Origin of the sequence: Spirillospora sp. CA-294931, assembly GCF_050946795.1 — a bacterium.
Lineage (GTDB): Bacteria > Actinomycetota > Actinomycetes > Streptosporangiales > Streptosporangiaceae > Spirillospora.
The window spans coordinates 6,660,394-6,677,218 of record NZ_CP192006.1 but is presented as its reverse complement, the minus strand read 5'-3'; the positions used below and the strand labels follow the sequence as shown (position 1 = coordinate 6,677,218).

The window sequence follows — 16,825 nt, the reverse complement described above, 5'->3', positions numbered from 1 at the left end:
TTCCGTATGGGGGGTGGGGTGGGTATCGTTCGTTCGAACGAACGAGAGGATAGTTCATGTTGGGGCTGGGTGAGCAGGTCGAGCTGGTGGCGCGGGGTGAGGTCTCTTCGGTGGAGCTGGTCGAGGCTTCGTTGGGGCGGATCGCTGAACTGGAGGGGCTTGGGGCTTTTCGGGTCGTGCGGGAGGAGGCGGCGCGGCTCGAGGCCAAGCAGGCCGATCGGAGGGTTGCGGAGGGGGAGCGGCTTCCCCTGCTCGGGGTGCCGGTGGCGATCAAGGACGACACGGATCTGGCGGGGGAGACCACGCCGTTCGCTGTGGCGGGGCCGCACCGGCCTGTGACGGAGGATGCTGAGCAGGTTCGGCGGTTGCGGGCTGCGGGGGCGGTTGTGGTGGGGAAGACGACTACTTGTGAGTTGGGGCTTTGGCCTTTTAGTGAGTCGCCTGGGTTCGGGGCCGCTCGTAATCCGTGGAATCCCGAGTACTCGCCTGGTGGGTCTTCTGGGGGGTCTGCCGTGGCGGTGGCCGCGGGGATGGTTCCGGCGGCTGTGGGGTCGGATGGGGCCGGGTCGATCCGGATTCCCGCTGCTTGGACGAATCTGGTGGGGATCAAGCCGCAGCGGGGGAGGGTTTCGGGGTTTCCGCAGTGTGATCCGTTCAATGGGATCACCGTGTGGGGGCCGCTGGCGCGGACGGTGGGTGATGCGGCTTTGCTACTCGATGTGCTTTTGGGGAGTCGGGTTGAGGATGCGTATCGGTTGGATCCTCCTGTGACGCCCTTTGTGGAGGCGGCCAAGAGGGAGCCTGGGCGGTTGCGGATTGCTGTTTCGTTTCGGACTGCCTTTGGTGTCAGTGGGCGGCTTGATCCGGAGATTCGGTTGGCGGTGGAGCGGCTGGCGCGGCGGTTGACGGAGTTGGGGCACAAGGTTTTTCCCGCTGATCCCGATTACGGGGCTGTGGCTCTGGGGTTGGTGCCACGGGGGACGGCTGGGGTCGCGGACTGGCTTGATTCGATGCCGGGGGCCAGTCCTGAGGCGCGGACGGTTGCCGAGGCTCGGCTTGGGCGTTTGGTGGGGCGGCGGCTGCTGCCTTTGGCCAAGCGGATGGATCCGGGGTTGCGGCGGAGGGTCGGGCGGATTTTCCAGGTGGCGGATGTGGTCTTGACGCCTACTACGGCGCAGCTTCCTTTGAAGGTGGGGCAGTTCGAGGGGGCCGGGTGGCATCGGACGCAGACGGGGTCCGCCAATGCGTGTCCTTATGCGTGGACGTGGAATGTGCTGGGGTGGCCTGGTGTGAACGTGCCGGCTGGGTTCAGTGGTTCTGGGCTGCCGATCGGGGCGCAGCTTCTTGGGCATGATTCCGATGAGGCGACGTTGATCTCGCTGGCCGCGCAGCTGGAGAAGGCCGAGGGGTGGAACCTCAGTACCCCGAGCCTGTGATCATGCCGCCGTCGACGACGACCTCGCTGCCGGTGCAGTAGGACGCCTCGTCGGAGGCCAGGTACACCACCAGGCCCGACACCTCGCGGGTGCGGCCGAGCCGTCCGAGCGGCAGGTTCTCGATCATGGCGTCGGCGCGGGCGGCGGTGGCCTCGACGACGTCCTGCTGCATCACCATCGAGGTGATGATGCCCCCGGGATGGATCGAGTTGACCCGGATGCCGGACGGCCCGAGCTCGCGGGCGGCGGCCTTGGTGAGCCCCCGTATGCCGAACTTGCTGGCGCTGTAGGCGGCCAGGCCGGACGCGGCGACGAACCCTTCGGTGGAGGAGACGTTGACGATCGAGCCGCCGCCCGACGTGCGCATCGCGGTCGTCACCGACTTGATCCCGAGCCACTGGCCGATCAGGTTGACCTCGATGATCTGGCGGCACTCGTCGAGGGTCATCTCCTCGATGGTCTTGTGGCGCAGCACCCCGGCGTTGTTGACCAGCACGTGCAGGCCGCCGTAGGTCTCGACGGCGGTGGCGACGGCCGCCGCCCAGTCGTCGGGCTCGGTGACGTCCATCCGGACGAACCGGGCCGCGTCGCCGAGGTCGGCGGCCAGCTTGGCGCCCTCGTCGGCCAGGACGTCGCCGAACACCACCCGGGCGCCCTCGTCGACGAAGCGCCGCACATGCGCCTTGCCCATTCCGCGCGCGCCGCCCGTGATCAGGGCCACCTTGCCGTCGAGCCGTCTCATCAACGCTCCCTCAGGGTCTGCCGTGCCGCCGCCAGGGCCGCCGCCGCGGCCTCCATGCTCCGGAAGGCCGGGACGCCCGCGTCCCGGGTGATCCGCCGGATCTCGTCCTCGACGCCATTCGGGGCACATTCGGCGTTCCGGACGACCAGTGTGACGCGTGTGCCGGGCCGCTCCCGCTGGAGCGCGCCGATCGCGCGCGCGTAGGCCAGGAGGGGCTCGGACGAGTCGCCGAAGGTGAAGAAGCTCTGCGCGTTCACGTGGGTGACCACGTCCGGGTGGTGCCGGTGGTCCAGGATCGCGTGGACGACCCGTCCGGCCAGGGCCGGGTCGGCGCGCGGGCCGACGGGGATCTCCAGGGGGTTGGCCGCGCCGAACTCCGCGCCATCGGGGAGCGCGGGGAGATCGAGGCCCGCCCGGTCGAACGCGTCGGCGGCCAGGACGCTCGCGCCGCCGCTCGGGCCGATCACCAGTACGCCGCCGGGCCCGGGGGAGCGACCCGCGTGCAGGCCGAGCAGGTCGAGGGCGCCGACGAGGTCGTCCTGGGACGTCACCAGGCCGAGGCCGGGCAGGACGTCCCAGATCCGGCCGTCGCCGATCATGCCGCCGGTGTGGGACGCGGCCGCGCGCCGTCCCTGGCCGCTGCGCCCGCCGACCAGGGCGACGACGGGCTTGGGGCAGGCGCGCAGCGCCTCGGCCAGGCCCCGGCCGTCGCGGGGGTCCTCCAGGTAGAGGCCGATGACGGAGGTGGCGTCGTCGGTGGCGAGATGGCGCAGCAGTTCGGCGGGGGTCACGTCGGCGCTGTTGCCGACGGTGACGACCTTGGAGAACGCCAGGCCGCGCCGCTCGCCGACCTTCACCACCTCGCCCGCGAGCCCGCCGCTCTGGGAGATGAGCGCGATCCGTCCCGGGGGGCCGGGGGTGCCGCCGAGGAAGGTCTGCCCGCCTGCGGGGGAGTAGACGCCCATGCAGTTGGGACCCAGCAGCCGCGCACCCGCTGTGCGGGCGGCCGCGAGCAGGTCTTCTTCGAGGTCGGCGCGGCCCGTCTCGGCGAACCCGGCGCTCATCACCTGCACGAACGGGACGCCCCGCGCCTCGGCGACGACGGCGGCGCATCGCGCGGCGGGCACCGCGACCAGCGCGTAGTCGACCTCGGCGTCGGCGAGCGACGGCACGCACGGGACGCCGTCGATCTCGTCCGCCGTGGGATGGACCGCCACGAGCCGCACTCCGGTGGCCTTGTAGAAGCCGAGGAACATGTTCCCGAAGGTCGGCTTCTTCGTGGACGCCCCGACGACGGCCACACCGCGCGGCGCGAACAGCCGCGCGAAGTCGTGGCCCCCGGGAGGCGGGACGCGGCCGGGCGGCCCGCCCTTCACCAGCCGGGCGTCCACGGCGACCGCTCCCGAGGGCGTGCAGATGACCGGGTTCAGCTCGAACTCGCCCAGCTCGTCGCCCAGCGCCTCGGCCGCCGCGCTCACCGCCAGGACGGTCTTCACCAGTGCGTCGCGGTCGACGGCCGGACGTCCCCGGCCGCCGTCGAGCAGGGTCCGGCCGCGCAGCTCGTCCAGCATGGCGCGGACGTCGTCCTCGGTGACCGGGCACAGGCGCAGCGCCGTGTCGTCCAGCGCCTCGGTCCACACCCCGCCGAGCCCCACCAGCAGGACGGGCCCGAACGCCGGGTCGCGGACCGCGCCGACGATCACCTCGACGCCCGCCCCGGCCTGCTCCTCGACCAGGAACCCCTCGGGCGCGAGCCCGAGCATCGCGTCCGCCGCCGCGGCGGCCTCGCGCGGCGAGCCGAGCCCGAGCCGGACCGCCCCGGCGTCGCTCTTGTGGAGCAGCCCCGGCCCGTATGCCTTGACCACCAGGGGAGGGGCCAGCCCGGACGCGGCCGATTCCAGCTCCTGCGGCGTGCGGGCCGTGACCCCGCGCGGGACGGCCACGCCGAAGCCCGCGATCCACTCCTTGACCTCGTGCTCGTTCATCAAAGGAGGCGGTCGGCGTACCGGTCGCGGATGCCCCGGCGTTGGAGCTTGCCGGGGCCGCCCGAGGCGTCCTGGGTGTGCGGCAGCTCTTCGGTGACCACGACCGCGTCCGGCGCCTGATGGGCGGGGAGGCGTGCGGCCAGCTCCGTCCGTACCGCGTCCGGATCGAGGACGGCGCCCGCCCGCGGGACGACGGCCAGCAGCACCCGTTGCTCCACGGCGTCGCGGCCGTCGGGGTGGGCGGGCACCCCGACGGCCCCGGCCTCGGCGACGCCCTCGACCCCGGCGGCGGCCTCCTCGATCTGGACGGGCTGCGACCACCGGCCGCCCTTGAGGATCGCGTCCTCGCGGCGTCCCAGCACGTACAGGAAGCCGTCGGCGTCCATCCGCCCGAGATCGCCGCCGACGTACCAGCCGTCGCGCAGGACCTCGGCGGTTCTGCCGGGCTCCTTGTCGTAGCCCGCCATGACGTTCGGGCCGCTGAGGTTGATCTCGCCGACCTCGCCGACGACGCGCGCCCCGTCCGGCCCGGTGACGCGGACGGCGCACGACATGCGGGCCCGGCCGGACGACGCGAGGTCCTGGCTGCCGTCGTCCTGGCGGCCGAAGCAGGTGTAGGGCGCCTCGGTCTGCCCGTAGTAGCAGTGGATCGCCGCGCCGGGCAGCCGCTGCATGACGCGCTCGCGCAGGGCGGGCAGCAGCGGCTCGCCGCCGAGGACGATCGTGGTCAGCGACGACAGGTCGGCGCCGCGGTGGTCGTCGGAGCCGAGCAGGGCCGAGAAGAAGCTCGGGATCAGGCTGACATGGGTGACCTTCTCGCGCGGGACGACCTTCAGGAAGTTGGCCGGGCCCCAGTCCTGCTCCAGCACGAGCTTCATCCCGGCGTAGAAGGCGGGCCCGACCAGCGCGGGGAAGCCGATGCCCCAGATGATGGCGCCGGTGCCCATGACCGAGTCCTCGTCGTGGCCGACGTCCAGCCAGATCTGCGCGGTGGCCAGCGAGCTGAAGTGGGTGTGCGTGACGGCCTTGGGCAGCCCGGTGGTGCCCGAGGTGTAGAACAGCGCCAGCGGGTCGTTGCCGAAGCCCCCGAGGGGCGGTTCGGCTTCGCTCGCGCCGGCGGCGAGCGCGTCCAGGTCGACCGCGTCGGCGGACGCGCCGCCGACCCGGAGCCACAGCTTGACGCCGGGCAGTTCGGGCCGGATGGAGGCGACCAGCTCCTCGACGGTCGCGTCGTACACGAACGCGGTGCACTCGGAGTGCTCCACGACCTGCCGCAGGGTGGCGGCGGGCCAGTACGGGTTGAGGGCGGCGACGGTCGAGCCGATCTTCATCTGGGCCAGGTAGACCTCGGCGACGTGCAGGGTCTCGTTCATCAGCGACGCCACCCGGGTGCCGGGGACGACCCCGGCCGCCAGGAGCGCGTGGGCGACCCGGTTGACCCGCCGGTTGAGCGCGTCGTAGGTGAAAGCGCGGTCGCCGCAGTAGGTGAGCGCCACCTTGTCGGGGGTGCGCAGCGCGTTCGCGGTGAGGATGGCGTAGGCGTAGTTGCTGAAGGGGGAGTTCTCTCGCGCCACCTGATGTCTCCTTCGGCCCGGCTGGTCAGCGTTTTGCGTAGAGCACGAACGGGTTGCCGTCGGGGTCGCGCAGGACGGCGCGGATCTCGTGGGGTCCCTCCTCGGGTCCCCGGACGAGCCGGGCGCCCGCTTCGATCGCGCGGCGCGCGGCGGCGGCGACCTCTCCGACCTCGAACGAGACCGCGGGCTCGCCGCCGGTCACGTCCTCCTCGGGCCCGGCGAGGGCGAAGGTGGCGCCGCCGCCGTCGAAGGCGGCGAACCGGTCGCCGTCGGCGAACCTCAGCTCCAGCCCGAGGCCGTCGCGGTAGAAGCGGACGGCCTCGGCCACGTCCCGGGCGACGTAGAGCACGTTCCCGATCCGGGTCATGCGGGTCTCCAGTGGGGAAGCGGCCCGGACAGGTCGGCCCGGACCGCCTGGCCGATCCGGACGGTCTCCGGCGCCCGACCGACGATGTCCCCGAAGGCGCGCGCTCCCTCGGGCAGGTCGATCCAGGCGATGACGTAGGGCGGGGCGAACCCGGGCAGGAACGAGCGGTGGACGACACTGAAGGTGTGGACGGTTCCCCGGCCGTCCACCCGCTCGTAGGCCAGGTCGTCACCGCCGCAGAACGGGCAGGACGGCTCGGGGAAGTGGACGAACCGCGCGCAGCCCCCGCAGCGCTGGAGCGCCAGCCGGCCGCGCCCGCAGGCCGCCCAGTAGGGGGCGGTCAGCGGGCTCGGCACGGGGGCCGGGGGCGTGGGGCTCATCGCCAGCCAACCTAGCGCACGCTTGGTTTGGTCGACAAGGTCCGGTTATGGCCGCGGCGGCCGCCGCTCCCTCAGCAGCGCGGCGATCGCGACCTGGCCGGGATCGAGGGCCGTCGCGCCGTCCTCGATGTCCCAGAGCGCGTTCTCCAGGACGCGGCCGAGCGTCCAGCCCACGGCGCGGTCGCGCTCCAGGCCGAGCGCCTCGGTCAGCCGGTCGAAGCGGCGCAGCACCGTCGCCGACGGGTCGCCCGCCGCCGCGAGCTTCTCCCAGCCCTCGCCCACGGACGGGAGCAGGTCGAACCCCGGGTCACCGGCCAGCGGCTGCGGGTCGATGGCCAGCCACGGCTCCCGCTCACCGGCCAGGACGTTCTCGTAGTGCAGGTCCCAGTGCAGCAGCCGGTCGCCGGCCTCGCCCGCCAGTTCGGCCACCGTCGCCGCGCAGGTGCGGACCAGTTGTCGCTCGTCCGGGTCGCGCAGAGCCGGGACGGCACCGGGAACCTGGTCGAGCATGGCGGCGGCGATGTCCGACAGCCGCCGCACGCCCTCGGGCGCGGGCACCGCGACCAGGCGCGCCAGCAGGCCCGCCAGCACCTCCATGGCGGCGTCGTCGTCGGGCAGCGAGGTCAGGGGGCGGGACGCGTCCAGCCGCTCCAGCAGCATCGCGCCGCTCTCGGGCTCGTCGTCGAGCAGCCGGACGATGCCGTCGCCGTCCCAGGTCCGCAGGCCCGCGGGCGCGTCGGCGGTCTCTTCGTTGACCCGGTAGAGCTTGAGCGCGGCGGGCGTGCCGTCCGCACGGACCACCGGCAGGACGAGCGAGGCCATGCCGTGCGCGGGCGGGCCGTCCGGCCGCAGCGCCCAGCGGTCGAGGCTGTCGGCGGCCAGCGCGGGCAGCGACACGACCCAGGCGCGACCGGCCTGGTCGCCGGGCCTGGCGTGCAGCGCGGCCAGGCTCTCGGGGACGTGAATGCTCATCGTGAGATCTCCTTCGTGTGTTCCGGAACCGGATGGGTGACACGAAGGAGCGGAGGTGGTGCCCGGCGTCCGGGCAGGCGTCAACGCATGACGCCAATCTACCCGCGGACGATCAAGATGCGCCCTGGCGCAGCGCGAGCCGGGACAGGTGGTCGGCCCGGCGGGTGGTCTCGGGCAGGCGGTACCCGGGTGCCAGCGCGAGCGTGTGGCGGCACGCGGTGTCGAGGTCGACGCGGTGGCCCACGGACACGAACACGGGCTTGACGCCGTCCTGCGTCCGCAGCACCCGGCCCACGACCTCGCCGTCGTGCACCAGGTCGCTCGCCGCGCCGCGCTCGTGGCCGGGCGGGTCGTAGGTGCCGACGAACCCGGTCTTGGCCACGCCCAGCGTCGGCAGGCCGGTGAGCACGCCCAGATGGCAGGCGAGCCCGAACCGGCGCGGGTGGGCCAGGCCGTAGCCGTCGCAGACCAGCAGGTCGGGCGTGGTGGTGAGCGCGCGCAGCGCCTCCACGAGCGCGGGCAGCTCGCGGAAGGCGAACAGGCCGGGGACGTAGGGGAAGGCGGCCGTGCCCAGGACGACCGACTCCTCGACGACGTCGAGCGTCGCCGCGTCCAGCACGACCACGGCGGCGGCCAGGCGGTCGCTCCCCTCGGCGTACGACACGTCCAGCCCGGCGACCGTGCCCGGATCCGAAGGCCCGGGGCCGGTCAGGTCGAGCAGGGGACGCAACCGGTCCTGGACGGCCTCGGCCTCCTCGGGCGTCGCGGGCCAGGGATGGCGATCGGGTACCTCCACGGCCCGTACGCTATCGGCCGATCACCCAAGCAAGTGCTAGATTGACTGAGTGGCGATCGATCTTGCCGAGCTGGCCGGGCCCCGGCACACCGCGTTCCTGGTCATGGAGATGCAGCGGGGCGTGGCCGGAGACCTGGCCGCCTTCCCCGAACTGGCCGAGACGTGCGCCGAACGCGATGTCGTGGGCAACGCCGCCCGCGCCGCCGAGGCCGCCCGCGCCGCCGGGGTGCGGGTCGTGCACTGCACGGCCGCCTTCCGCGCCGACCGGGCGGGCAGCCACACCGGCAACTCCCCGTTCATCAGGGGTCTGCTCCGCGATCCCGCGCACATGCTGGAGGGCTCGGGGGCGGTCGAGGTGATCCCCGAGCTGCTCGACGCGGCGTCCGACCTGGAGTCGCGCCGCTACCACGGCTTCTCGCCGTTCACCGGGACGTCCCTCGACCCGACCCTGCGCTCGCTGGGCGTGCGCACGGTCGTGGCCGCCGGGCTCTCGCTCAACCTCGGCATCCCCGGCCTGTGCCTGGAGGCCGTCAACCTCGGCTACCGCGTGGTCGTCGTCTCCGACGCGGTCGCGGGCGTGCCCGCCGCCTACGGCGACGCGGTCATGGCCCACACGGTCGCGCTCCTGGCCGCCCGCGCGACCAGCGCCGAGCTGATCGCGGCGTGGGAGGCGTGATGGACGGCACCGGCCTGGCCGGACGCCTCGCCCTGGTGACCGGCGGAGCCGGGGGCATCGGCCGGGCGATCCACGCCGACCTGGCCGCGCTGGGCGCCGAGGTGATCGTGGCCGACCGGGACGAGAGCGCCTCGCACCGCGTCGACCTCGCCGATCCGGCCGGGATCGAGCGGCTCGTCCGCGCGGCCGGGCCGGTCGACATCCTGGTCCACAACGCGGGGATCAGCGTCGTGGATCCGTTCGCCGACAGCGACCCGGACTCGTGGGACCTGATGTGGAAGGTCAACCTGCGCGCTCCGATGCAGCTCACCCAGGGCCTGCTGCCCGGCATGACCGAGCGCGGCTGGGGACGCCTGGTCTTCGTGTCCTCCGACGGTGCCCGCGCGGGTTCCGGCGGCGAGGGCGCCTACGCCGCGACCAAGGCGGGCCTGTTCGGGCTCGCCAAGTCCCTGGCGCGCGAGGTGGCGCGCGACGGCGTCACCAGCAACGTCGTGTGCCCCGGGCCGACCGACACCGCCATGGTCCGCGAGGTGGCCGAGCGGCATCCGGGCCTGCTCGACCGGCTGGCCCGGCAGATCCCGATGCGCCGCATCGGCCGTCCGGACGACGTGTCGGCCCTGGTCGCCTTCCTGTGCACCGACCGGGCCGGGTACATCACCGGCCAGACGCTGTCGGTCAGCGGCGGGATCACCATGCAATGAGCGCCGGGTCAGCCCAGGGACGCGTAGGCCGCCTCGGCCAGGCTGGAGGCGCGCGGGTCGCCCCCCACGCTCACGCCCATCAGGTTGGGCAGGTAGGCCATGGCCAGACCGGCCTCGGTGTCGCCGAACCCGACCGAGCCGCCCGCGCCCGCGTGGCCGAACGCCGACCCGCGCGCCGCCCGCAGCGAACGGAACAGCGAGGCGGGCAGCATGTAGCCGAGTCCGAACGAGCTCTCGACGACCAGCGTGCGGTCGGGCCCGCTGACCCGGGGCTTGGTCGCCTCGCGCAGCGTGTCCGGGCGCAGGATCCGGCCCGCGACCAGGTCGCGGTAGAACCCGGCGAGCGCGGACGACGTCGTGGTCATCCCGGCGCCCGGCCATCCGGCGCGCAACACGACCGGGTTGTTGTAGCCGCCCTTGCCCGGATGCGGGTTGTTGGTGGAGCGGTTGAGCGGGCTTTGGGGGTCGAGATAGGACGCGGCCAGCCGGTCGGCGGTCTCGGGGTCCAGTTGGCTCAGCGCCCCGGCGCCCGGGTCCTGCTTGACCTTGAGGCGGTGCCCGGCGGTGAGCTTGGCGGCGCGCGCGATGACGTCGTCCGGGGCGCCGATCCACAGGTCGAGGCCGGCGGTGAACTCGTCGCGGACGAAGGCGCCGACCGTCCGTCCGGACAGTCGCCGCACGATCTCGCCGGCCAGCCAGCCGAACGTCAGCGCGTGGTAGCCGTGGGCCTCGCCGGGCGTCCATTCGGGAGGCTGCCCGGCCAGCTCGGCGGCGCGCGCGGCGTGGTCGGCGGCCTCCTCGGCCGTGATCGAACGGGCGAACGCGGGCAGCCCGGCCTGGTGCGAGAGGAGATGGGCGGCGGTCGCGCCCTCCTTGCCCTCGGCTCCGAACTCGGGCCACCAGGCGGTCACCGGGCCGTCCATGTCGTAGGCGCCGCGCTCGGCCAGCAGCAGCGCGGCCGTGGCCGTCACGGCCTTGGTGCAGGAGAACCCGAAGGCGGGCGTGCTCTCGGTCCATTCGCGGCCGGTGCGGTGGTCGGCCACGCCGCCCCACAGATCGACCACCTTGCGGTCGCCCGCGTAGACGGTGACGGCCGCGCCCAGTTCCCGCTCCTCGGCGAAGTTCCGCTCGAAGGCCTCGCGCACGGCCGAGAACGCGGGATCGCAATGGCCCTGCACGGAGCCGCTCATACGGGGTCCCTTTCGGAGGAAGGCAAACCGAATGTCGTTCGATGAGTCTAACAACTGGGGCCGGTGGGGCTCGGAGGACGAGCGCGGCGCCCTCAACCTGCTGACGCCCGAGGCGGTCGTGGCGGCGGCGCGCTGCGTCCGCGACGGCCGCGTGATCAGCCTGTCGCTGCCGATCAGGGGGGCCACGTCCTCGCCCGCGCCGGCGACGGTGCCGCACCTGCGCGGACGTCCCCTCCCGCAGCACTTCATGTCGATCGACGGCGGCGACTACGCGGCGGGCACCCGTCCCATCGGGGCGGGCCTCAAGATGGCCGACGACGCCCTGATCGTGACGCCGCACGGGACCACCACCCACCTGGACGCCCTGTGCCACATGTGGTCCGGGGACGCGCTCTACAACGGGCATCCGGCCGATCGGGTCCGCTCCTATGGGGCGGGGCGGTGCGGTATCGACAAGGCCGGGCCGGTCGTGGCCCGGGGCGTGCTGGTGGACGTCCCGCGCCTGCGCGGCGTGCCGCACCTGGCGGCCGGAGACCGGGTCGAGCCGGACGACCTCGAAGGCGCCGGGCTGCGTCCCGGCGACGTGGCCGTGATCCGCACCGGCTGGCCGCTGGTCTGGCGCGCCGAGGGCCCCGACGCCTATTGGGCGGGACAGCCGGGCCTGTCGGCGCGGGCCGGGCGGGCACTTGCCGCGCTCGACGTCAGCGTGGTCGCCGCCGACAACGCCGCGATCGGCGGGCTGAACGGCCGCCAGCTCGCCGACGAGGGACCGGACGACGACCTGCACCTGATCCTGCTGTGGCGGCACGGCGTCCACCTGGCCGAGATGCTGTGGCTGGAGGAACTGGCCGACGCCCTCGACGGGACGGGCCGCGACGACTTCCTGTTCGTCGCGGCCCCCCTGAAGATCGAGGGCGGGACGGCCAGCCCCATCGACCCGATCGCCGTCCTCTAGTCAGGCGCTGGGATAGCCGCCGCCTCCGTACTGGTCGTCGAGCGTGTCGTAGTCGGGGGTGTAGCCGCGCTTGGGGATGGTGTCGGCGAACACGACCTCGCGGGGCTTCTTGTAGGAGGCGATCTGGTCGCGCACGTGCTCGACCAGGGCCTCGGCGGTGGCGTCGGCGCCCTCGGCGAGCACGACGACGGCCTTGGGCGACTGGCCGAACCGCTCGTCCGGCACGCCGATCACCGCCGCGTCGGCGACGGCCGGGTGCGACTTCAGCGCGCGCTCGACCTCGGCCGGGTAGATGTTCTCGTTCGCCGACTTGATCATCCGCAGCCTCGGGCCGATGAACGTGAGCGTCCCGTCGGGCTCGCGGCGTCCCAGGTCGCCGGTGTGGTGCCAGCCGCCCGCCGCCTTGGCCTCGTTCGCCTCGGGGCGGTTCCAGTAGCCGGAGAACACGGCCGGGCCGCGGGCGCAGATCTCGCCGACCTCGCCGGGCGCGACCTCCCGCCCGGACGGCCCGAGCAGGCGCACGTGCGCCAGCGGCGAGGCGCGTCCGGCCAGGCCCGCACCGCCCAGGCCGAGCCCGAGGAAGGTCAGCATCCCGCCGACCTCGGTCTGCCCGTAGCCGCCCATGCCGGACGCGCACCACGGGCTGTCGTCCACCGTGATCATCGCGTCCCATTCGGGGGAGTGGGAGACGAAGCGCAGGGACGTCAGGTCGTACGCCCCGTCCTTATTGGCCTCGACCAGCCCGTCGATCATCGGGCCGAACAGGAACGCCTGGGTGCAGCGCTCGGCCTCGATCAGCCGGCACACCTCCGCGGGCTCGTAGGACGGGGTGACCACGACCGTCCCGCCGAGCTGGAAGGTGGCCAGCGTGAACATCATCGTGCCGACGTGGAACAGCGGCCCGCACGCCAGGAACGTGAAGCCGTCCTCCATCTGCCGGACGTGCAGCAGCGACATCGAGTGCGCGATCAGCGCCGCGTGGCTGAGCAGCGCCGCGCGCGGACGGCCGTCGAACGCGGCGGTGTAGAGGGCCAGGACGGGGGCGTCACCGTCCACGACGGCCGACGGCTCTCCGGCGCCTTCGTCCGCGAGGTAGGTCTCGTACTCCCCGGGGGAGGCGACCCAGCGGGCGTCCAGCGACACCTGGCCCCGCGCCTTCTCGACCGCCTCGGACTCCTCCCAGAACACGACCCGGGGCTCCAGATCCGCCAGGACGTGGGCGTGCTCGTCGGCGCTCTGCCTCCAGTTGACCGGGCAGAGGATCGCGCCGAGCCGGGCGCAGGCCAGCAGCAGCTCCAGCACCCGGAACGAGTTCTGGCCGAGCCACACCACGCGCTCGCCGTGGCCGGCCCCGTCCGCCGCCAGCGCGGCGGCCAGCCGGTTCGCCCGGGCGTCGAGCTCGGGATAGGTCAGCCGGACCGCGCCGTCGACGACCGCGGTGCCGAGCGGGCGGCCCCGGCGGTGCTCGCCGAGGACGTCCCCGAGTGTGAGCCGATGGACGACGGACATCGCGCCTCCTAGAACGAACGCCGAACGGGGGATCAGCGGAAGGCGGGCATGACCTCCGCCGCGAAGAACCTCAGGACCCTGCGCATCTCCTCGATCGGCACGGGCCTGGTGCTGCCGAAGTCGCACATGAGGTTGCCGAACCCCATCTCGCGGATCAGCTGGATCTGCCCGATGACCCGCTCGGGGTCGCCGATGACCTCCAGTTGCTCCCAGCGGAACTCGTTGTCGACCGAGCCGCCCTTGAGGTAGCGGTCCTGGTAGTACTCGAAGCCCTTGGCGGCGCGGCCGGTGGCGGGGTCGACCGGCGCGCTGCGCACGTTGAAGATCCGCGAGCGGTCGAACATGGCCTCGAACCTGACCTGGTCCTCGCGGGCCTGGGCGATCGTGGGGGCCACGTGCACCGAGCGGCTCGCGACCAGTTCGACGTCTTCGGCGTCCACGCCGTGCTCGGCGGCGACGGCGTGCCAGGTCTCGGCGGCGCGGGCGATCTTCTTGAAGGGGGCGGCCGGGTCGGCCAGGATCGGCAGGCCCCGCGCGGCGTACATCCCGACGGTCTCGGGGCTGACCGCGGCGACGTGCAGGGGCGGGTGCGGCCGCTGGACGGGCCTGGGCATCAGCGTCAGCGGGTGGTTGGTCTCGTGGAAACGGCCCTTGTACTCGAAGGCGTCGTGCGTCCACAGGCCCAGGATCATGTCGAGCGACTCGTCGAACCGGTCGCGCGCCTCGGCCAGGTCGAGCCCGAAGTTCTCGAACTCCACGCTCTGGTAGCCGCGCCCGATCCCCATCTGGAGCCGGCCGCCCGACAGCAGGTCGACCATCGCGGCCTCCTCGGCCACGTGGATCGGGTTGTGCAGGGGCAGGACGACGATGCCGGTGCCCAGCCGCAGGCGTTCGGTGCGCGCGGCCAGGTGCGACAGCAGGGTGAAGACGTTGGGGACCACGCCGTAGTCCCTGAAGTGGTGTTCGGCGACCCACACCCCGTCGAAGCCGAGCTCCTCCAGAAGCTCGACGATCTCGATCTGGTCGTCGTACACCTCCCGCGCGGTCTGGCCCGCGTTCTGGTGGAAGAGGTGGAAGGTCGAGAACTTCATCGGCCGGTCAGCCACGTGGACGGCTCCTTGTTCGCCGGGCTCCCATCATTGCGTACCAAGCGCTCGCTTGGGAAGCCTACCAGGGTCCTATGCTCGGAGGTGATGAGGAAGATGAGGAAGCTGCTGATCGTCCACCACACCCCGGCGCCCTCGCTCCAGGCGATGTACGAGGCGGTGCGCTCGGGCGCGTCCACCGACGAGATCGAGGGCGTCGAGGTGGTCTCCCGCGCCGCGCTCGCCGCCACGGCCGTCGACGTGCTGGAGGCCGACGGCTACCTGCTCGGCACGCCCGTCAACCTCGGCTACCTGTCGGGCGCGCTCAAGCACTTCTTCGACCAGGTCTACTACCCGTGCCTGGAGGAGACCGTCCGCCGCCCCTTCGGCGCCTACCTGCACGGCAACAACGACGCCACCGGCGCGCTGCGCGCGCTGGAGTCGATCACCACCGGCCTGCGCTGGCGTGCGGTGCTCCCGCCCGTCGTGGTGACCGGGGAGCCGTCCAAGCCCGACCTGGAGGCGTGCTGGGAACTGGGCGCCACGGTCGCCGCCGAGCTCGGGACCGTGTGACGCTACGGTGACGTCATGAGCGGATTCCGTCACGTAGTGGTGTTCAGGTGGGCCGAGGGGACGACCACGAGCCAGCAGGACGAGGTAGCGGCGCGGCTCCTGGAACTGACGGGGGTGATCCCCGAGATCGGGACGCTCAGCGTCGGGGGCGACGCCGGGGTCAACGAGGGCAACCACGACTTCGTGCTGGTCGCCGACTTCGCCGGGCGCGCCGAGTACCTGGTCTACCGCGACCATCCCGCGCACCGCGCGGTCATCGACGACTACATCAAGCCGATCCTCGCCGAGCGCGCCGCCGTCCAGTACGAGCTGTGAGCGCGGGGCGCCAGGGCTTCAGCGGCCGGGCGGCCGTCGCGGGCGTCGGCATGACCGCGCTGTCGCGCGCGTCCGGCCGCACCGAGCTGGAGCTGGCGGCCGAGGCGGCCCGCGCGGCGCTGGCCGACGCCGGAGTCGAGCGTCCGGACGCGATCCTCAGCTACCACCTGAACGACTCCGCGCCGGTGCTGTACCTGGCGCGCGAGCTCCGGATGCCGGAGATCGGGTGGCACAACGAGATCTACGGCGGCGGGACGCAGAGCGCCTCGATCCTGGCCGACGCCGCGATGCTCGTGGACGCGGGCCTGGCCTCGACCGTCCTGGTCTACCGCGCCCTCAACGGCCGCTCCGGCACCCGCATGAACACCCTCGGGCTGAGACTGGGGGAGGGGACCGAGGAGCAGTTCACCCACCCCTACGGGATGGCGGGCCCGGTCCACCAGTTCGCCCTGGCGGCGCAGCGGTACCTGCACGACACCGGCCTCACCGACGCGCACACCCACGCGGTCGTCGCCCAGTCGCGGGCGCACGCGTCGGCCAACCCCCGGGCGCTGCGCCGCGAGGGCGAGCCCGACCTGGCCGAGTACCGCGACAGCCCGATGGTCGCCTCGCCGCTGCGCCGCCTCGACTGCTGCCAGGAGACCGACGGCGCGTGCGCGCTGGTCGTCACCCGCGCCGCGAACGCGCCGGGCGCCCCGAGGATCCACGCGGTGGTGCGCGGCGGCGGGCCGGGCGTCTCCACGATGGACAAGGCCGACGACGTGACCCGCGCGTTCTCCTCCTACGTCGCGGGCCCGCTCTACGAGGCGGCGGGCATGAAGCCCGGCGACGTGGACGTGTCGCTGCTCTACGACGCCTACGGGTGGCTCGTCCCGCGCCAGCTGGAGGACTTCGGCCTGGTCGGCCGCGCCGACCTCGGCGACGTCCTGGCCCGCCGCGAGATCGCCTGGAACGGGCGGGTGCCGGTGAACCCGCACGGAGGGCTCCTGTCCGAGGGCTACGTGCACGGGCTGAACAACGTCGCCGAGGCGGTGCGGCAGCTGCGCGGCACCGGCACCAACCAGGTGAGCGGCGCCGGGGTCGCCCTGTGCACCGGCTTCGGCGGAAGCTACGGAAGCGCCGCCCTCCTCACCGCCCCCTGACGCCCGTCACCCACGTGCCCGCACGCTCAGCATCGCCTCGCGCAGCAGTTGCGGCGTGGCCGCCTCCAGCAGCCGGGCGCCGGTCCGCGACGGGACCAGCGCCCACCACGAGCCGGTCGACTCGCCGAACCAGACGCGGGCGCCCGCGAACTGCCCCTGCAGTTCGCGGACCGTCGCCGCGCGCAGTTCCACCGGCGTCGGTTCCTCACCGTCGCCGTCGTGCCGAGCCGTCATGTCGCCTCCCGTAGGACTCATCGATCACAGCGTCCTGCCGGTACGGAATGGCGTCGCGGTTTCATGAAATGTGATGAAGACCACTGTTGGCCGCGCGCGCGAACACATCCGCGATCTCCGGAGTCCGACGATGACGCGACGGACGCCGTCATGGTGCAATTGGTCGCTCACGCCCACGATCAGGAGGACGCCC

At 73.1% G+C, this 16,825-nt stretch carries 18 protein-coding genes; 7 read left to right on the top strand and 11 right to left on the bottom strand.

What is annotated here, in order from left to right; genetic code table 11:
• The first annotated feature begins 56 nt into the window (after nt 1-56).
• Nucleotides 57-1,436, top strand: coding sequence for an amidase (locus ACQPY4_RS30085; RefSeq protein WP_433326518.1), 1,380 nt, complete (start codon nt 57-59; stop codon nt 1,434-1,436).
• On the opposite strand, the gene ACQPY4_RS30080 is transcribed toward ACQPY4_RS30085, so the two are convergent.
• From ACQPY4_RS30080 to nfi, 7 genes are all read right to left on the bottom strand, one after another.
• Nucleotides 1,417-2,178, bottom strand: a complete 762-nt coding sequence (locus ACQPY4_RS30080; protein ID WP_433326516.1) for a glucose 1-dehydrogenase — start codon at nt 2,176-2,178, stop codon at nt 1,417-1,419. The two genes, ACQPY4_RS30085 and ACQPY4_RS30080, sit on opposite strands and share 20 nt — an antisense overlap.
• Nucleotides 2,178-4,163, bottom strand: coding sequence for an acetate--CoA ligase family protein (locus tag ACQPY4_RS30075; protein WP_433326514.1), 1,986 nt, complete (start codon nt 4,161-4,163; stop codon nt 2,178-2,180). The genes ACQPY4_RS30080 and ACQPY4_RS30075 overlap by 1 nt, the downstream gene beginning before the upstream one ends.
• On the bottom strand, nt 4,163-5,737 hold the full coding sequence (locus ACQPY4_RS30070; RefSeq protein WP_433326512.1) for a class I adenylate-forming enzyme family protein: 1,575 nt from the start codon (nt 5,735-5,737) through the stop codon (nt 4,163-4,165). The genes ACQPY4_RS30075 and ACQPY4_RS30070 overlap by 1 nt, the downstream gene beginning before the upstream one ends.
• 25 nt (nt 5,738-5,762) lie before the next feature.
• Nucleotides 5,763-6,104: a VOC family protein gene (locus tag ACQPY4_RS30065; RefSeq protein ID WP_433326510.1), complete on the bottom strand. Its 342-nt coding sequence runs from the start codon at nt 6,102-6,104 to the stop codon at nt 5,763-5,765.
• Entirely contained in the window at nt 6,101-6,484 is a 384-nt protein-coding gene (locus ACQPY4_RS30060; RefSeq protein WP_433326508.1) for a Zn-ribbon domain-containing OB-fold protein, read from the bottom strand. The genes ACQPY4_RS30065 and ACQPY4_RS30060 overlap by 4 nt, the downstream gene beginning before the upstream one ends.
• Nucleotides 6,485-6,529: 45 nt before the next feature.
• A complete protein-coding gene (locus tag ACQPY4_RS30055; RefSeq protein ID WP_433326506.1) occupies nt 6,530-7,456 on the bottom strand; it encodes an aminoglycoside phosphotransferase family protein in 927 nt (308 codons plus the stop codon).
• Nucleotides 7,457-7,568: 112 nt separating this feature from the next.
• The gene (gene nfi / locus ACQPY4_RS30050; RefSeq protein ID WP_433326504.1) at nt 7,569-8,252 is read right to left on the bottom strand and encodes a deoxyribonuclease V; all 684 of its coding nucleotides are present in this window, start codon (nt 8,250-8,252) and stop codon (nt 7,569-7,571) included.
• A 49-nt stretch (nt 8,253-8,301) separates the two neighbouring features.
• On the opposite strand from nfi, the gene ACQPY4_RS30045 reads away from it, so the two are divergent.
• Nucleotides 8,302-8,928 (top strand): isochorismatase family protein, encoded by a 627-nt coding sequence (locus tag ACQPY4_RS30045; protein ID WP_433326502.1) that lies wholly within the window; start codon nt 8,302-8,304, stop codon nt 8,926-8,928.
• The gene (locus ACQPY4_RS30040) at nt 8,928-9,629 is read left to right on the top strand and encodes an SDR family NAD(P)-dependent oxidoreductase (protein WP_433326500.1); all 702 of its coding nucleotides are present in this window, start codon (nt 8,928-8,930) and stop codon (nt 9,627-9,629) included. The genes ACQPY4_RS30045 and ACQPY4_RS30040 overlap by 1 nt, the downstream gene beginning before the upstream one ends.
• 8 nt (nt 9,630-9,637) lie before the next feature.
• On the opposite strand, the gene ACQPY4_RS30035 is transcribed toward ACQPY4_RS30040, so the two are convergent.
• Nucleotides 9,638-10,819, bottom strand: a complete 1,182-nt coding sequence (locus tag ACQPY4_RS30035; protein WP_433326498.1) for a serine hydrolase domain-containing protein — start codon at nt 10,817-10,819, stop codon at nt 9,638-9,640.
• A gap of 31 nt (nt 10,820-10,850) precedes the next feature.
• Here ACQPY4_RS30035 and ACQPY4_RS30030 point away from each other — a divergent pair, with 31 nt between their 5' ends.
• Complete coding sequence (locus tag ACQPY4_RS30030; protein WP_433326496.1) at nt 10,851-11,774, top strand: cyclase family protein; 924 nt, start codon at nt 10,851-10,853, stop codon at nt 11,772-11,774.
• Here ACQPY4_RS30030 and ACQPY4_RS30025 read toward each other — a convergent pair whose 3' ends face one another.
• Both ACQPY4_RS30025 and ACQPY4_RS30020 read right to left on the bottom strand, forming a co-directional pair.
• Entirely contained in the window at nt 11,775-13,283 is a 1,509-nt protein-coding gene (locus ACQPY4_RS30025; protein ID WP_433326494.1) for an AMP-binding protein, read from the bottom strand.
• Nucleotides 13,284-13,315: 32 nt separating this feature from the next.
• Nucleotides 13,316-14,374, bottom strand: a complete 1,059-nt coding sequence (locus ACQPY4_RS30020; protein ID WP_433339088.1) for an LLM class flavin-dependent oxidoreductase — start codon at nt 14,372-14,374, stop codon at nt 13,316-13,318.
• A 111-nt stretch (nt 14,375-14,485) separates the two neighbouring features.
• Here ACQPY4_RS30020 and ACQPY4_RS30015 point away from each other — a divergent pair, with 111 nt between their 5' ends.
• The 3 genes from ACQPY4_RS30015 to ACQPY4_RS30005 are packed head-to-tail and all read left to right on the top strand — an operon-like array spanning nt 14,486 to nt 16,398.
• Nucleotides 14,486-14,941 (top strand): flavodoxin family protein, encoded by a 456-nt coding sequence (locus tag ACQPY4_RS30015; protein ID WP_433339086.1) that lies wholly within the window; start codon nt 14,486-14,488, stop codon nt 14,939-14,941.
• Between the two features lie 15 nt (nt 14,942-14,956).
• A complete protein-coding gene (locus ACQPY4_RS30010) occupies nt 14,957-15,256 on the top strand; it encodes a Dabb family protein (protein ID WP_433326492.1) in 300 nt (99 codons plus the stop codon).
• Between the two features lie 50 nt (nt 15,257-15,306).
• Nucleotides 15,307-16,398 (top strand): thiolase C-terminal domain-containing protein, encoded by a 1,092-nt coding sequence (locus ACQPY4_RS30005; protein WP_433339084.1) that lies wholly within the window; start codon nt 15,307-15,309, stop codon nt 16,396-16,398.
• 6 nt (nt 16,399-16,404) lie between these two features.
• Here ACQPY4_RS30005 and ACQPY4_RS30000 read toward each other — a convergent pair whose 3' ends face one another.
• Entirely contained in the window at nt 16,405-16,632 is a 228-nt protein-coding gene (locus tag ACQPY4_RS30000) for a hypothetical protein (protein WP_433326490.1), read from the bottom strand.
• Between the last annotated feature and the right edge of the window lie 193 nt (nt 16,633-16,825).

Bases quoted from the DNA above. Each gene is read 5' to 3' on its own strand.
- ACQPY4_RS30085 (WP_433326518.1), top strand. From the start codon at position 57: ATGTTGGGGCTGGGTGAGCAGGTCGAGCTGGTGGCGCGGGGTGAGGTC.
- ACQPY4_RS30080 (WP_433326516.1), bottom strand. From the start codon at position 2,178: ATGAGACGGCTCGACGGCAAGGTGGCCCTGATCACGGGCGGCGCGCGC.
- ACQPY4_RS30075 (WP_433326514.1), bottom strand. From the start codon at position 4,163: ATGAACGAGCACGAGGTCAAGGAGTGGATCGCGGGCTTCGGCGTGGCC.
- ACQPY4_RS30065 (WP_433326510.1), bottom strand. From the start codon at position 6,104: ATGACCCGGATCGGGAACGTGCTCTACGTCGCCCGGGACGTGGCCGAG.
- ACQPY4_RS30060 (WP_433326508.1), bottom strand. From the start codon at position 6,484: ATGAGCCCCACGCCCCCGGCCCCCGTGCCGAGCCCGCTGACCGCCCCC.
- ACQPY4_RS30055 (WP_433326506.1), bottom strand. From the start codon at position 7,456: ATGAGCATTCACGTCCCCGAGAGCCTGGCCGCGCTGCACGCCAGGCCC.
- ACQPY4_RS30040 (WP_433326500.1), top strand. From the start codon at position 8,928: ATGGACGGCACCGGCCTGGCCGGACGCCTCGCCCTGGTGACCGGCGGA.
- ACQPY4_RS30035 (WP_433326498.1), bottom strand. From the start codon at position 10,819: ATGAGCGGCTCCGTGCAGGGCCATTGCGATCCCGCGTTCTCGGCCGTG.
- ACQPY4_RS30030 (WP_433326496.1), top strand. From the start codon at position 10,851: ATGTCGTTCGATGAGTCTAACAACTGGGGCCGGTGGGGCTCGGAGGAC.
- ACQPY4_RS30025 (WP_433326494.1), bottom strand. From the start codon at position 13,283: ATGTCCGTCGTCCATCGGCTCACACTCGGGGACGTCCTCGGCGAGCAC.
- ACQPY4_RS30020 (WP_433339088.1), bottom strand. From the start codon at position 14,374: ATGAAGTTCTCGACCTTCCACCTCTTCCACCAGAACGCGGGCCAGACC.
- ACQPY4_RS30015 (WP_433339086.1), top strand. From the start codon at position 14,486: ATGAGGAAGCTGCTGATCGTCCACCACACCCCGGCGCCCTCGCTCCAG.
- ACQPY4_RS30010 (WP_433326492.1), top strand. From the start codon at position 14,957: ATGAGCGGATTCCGTCACGTAGTGGTGTTCAGGTGGGCCGAGGGGACG.
- ACQPY4_RS30005 (WP_433339084.1), top strand. From the start codon at position 15,307: ATGACCGCGCTGTCGCGCGCGTCCGGCCGCACCGAGCTGGAGCTGGCG.
- ACQPY4_RS30000 (WP_433326490.1), bottom strand. From the start codon at position 16,632: ATGACGGCTCGGCACGACGGCGACGGTGAGGAACCGACGCCGGTGGAA.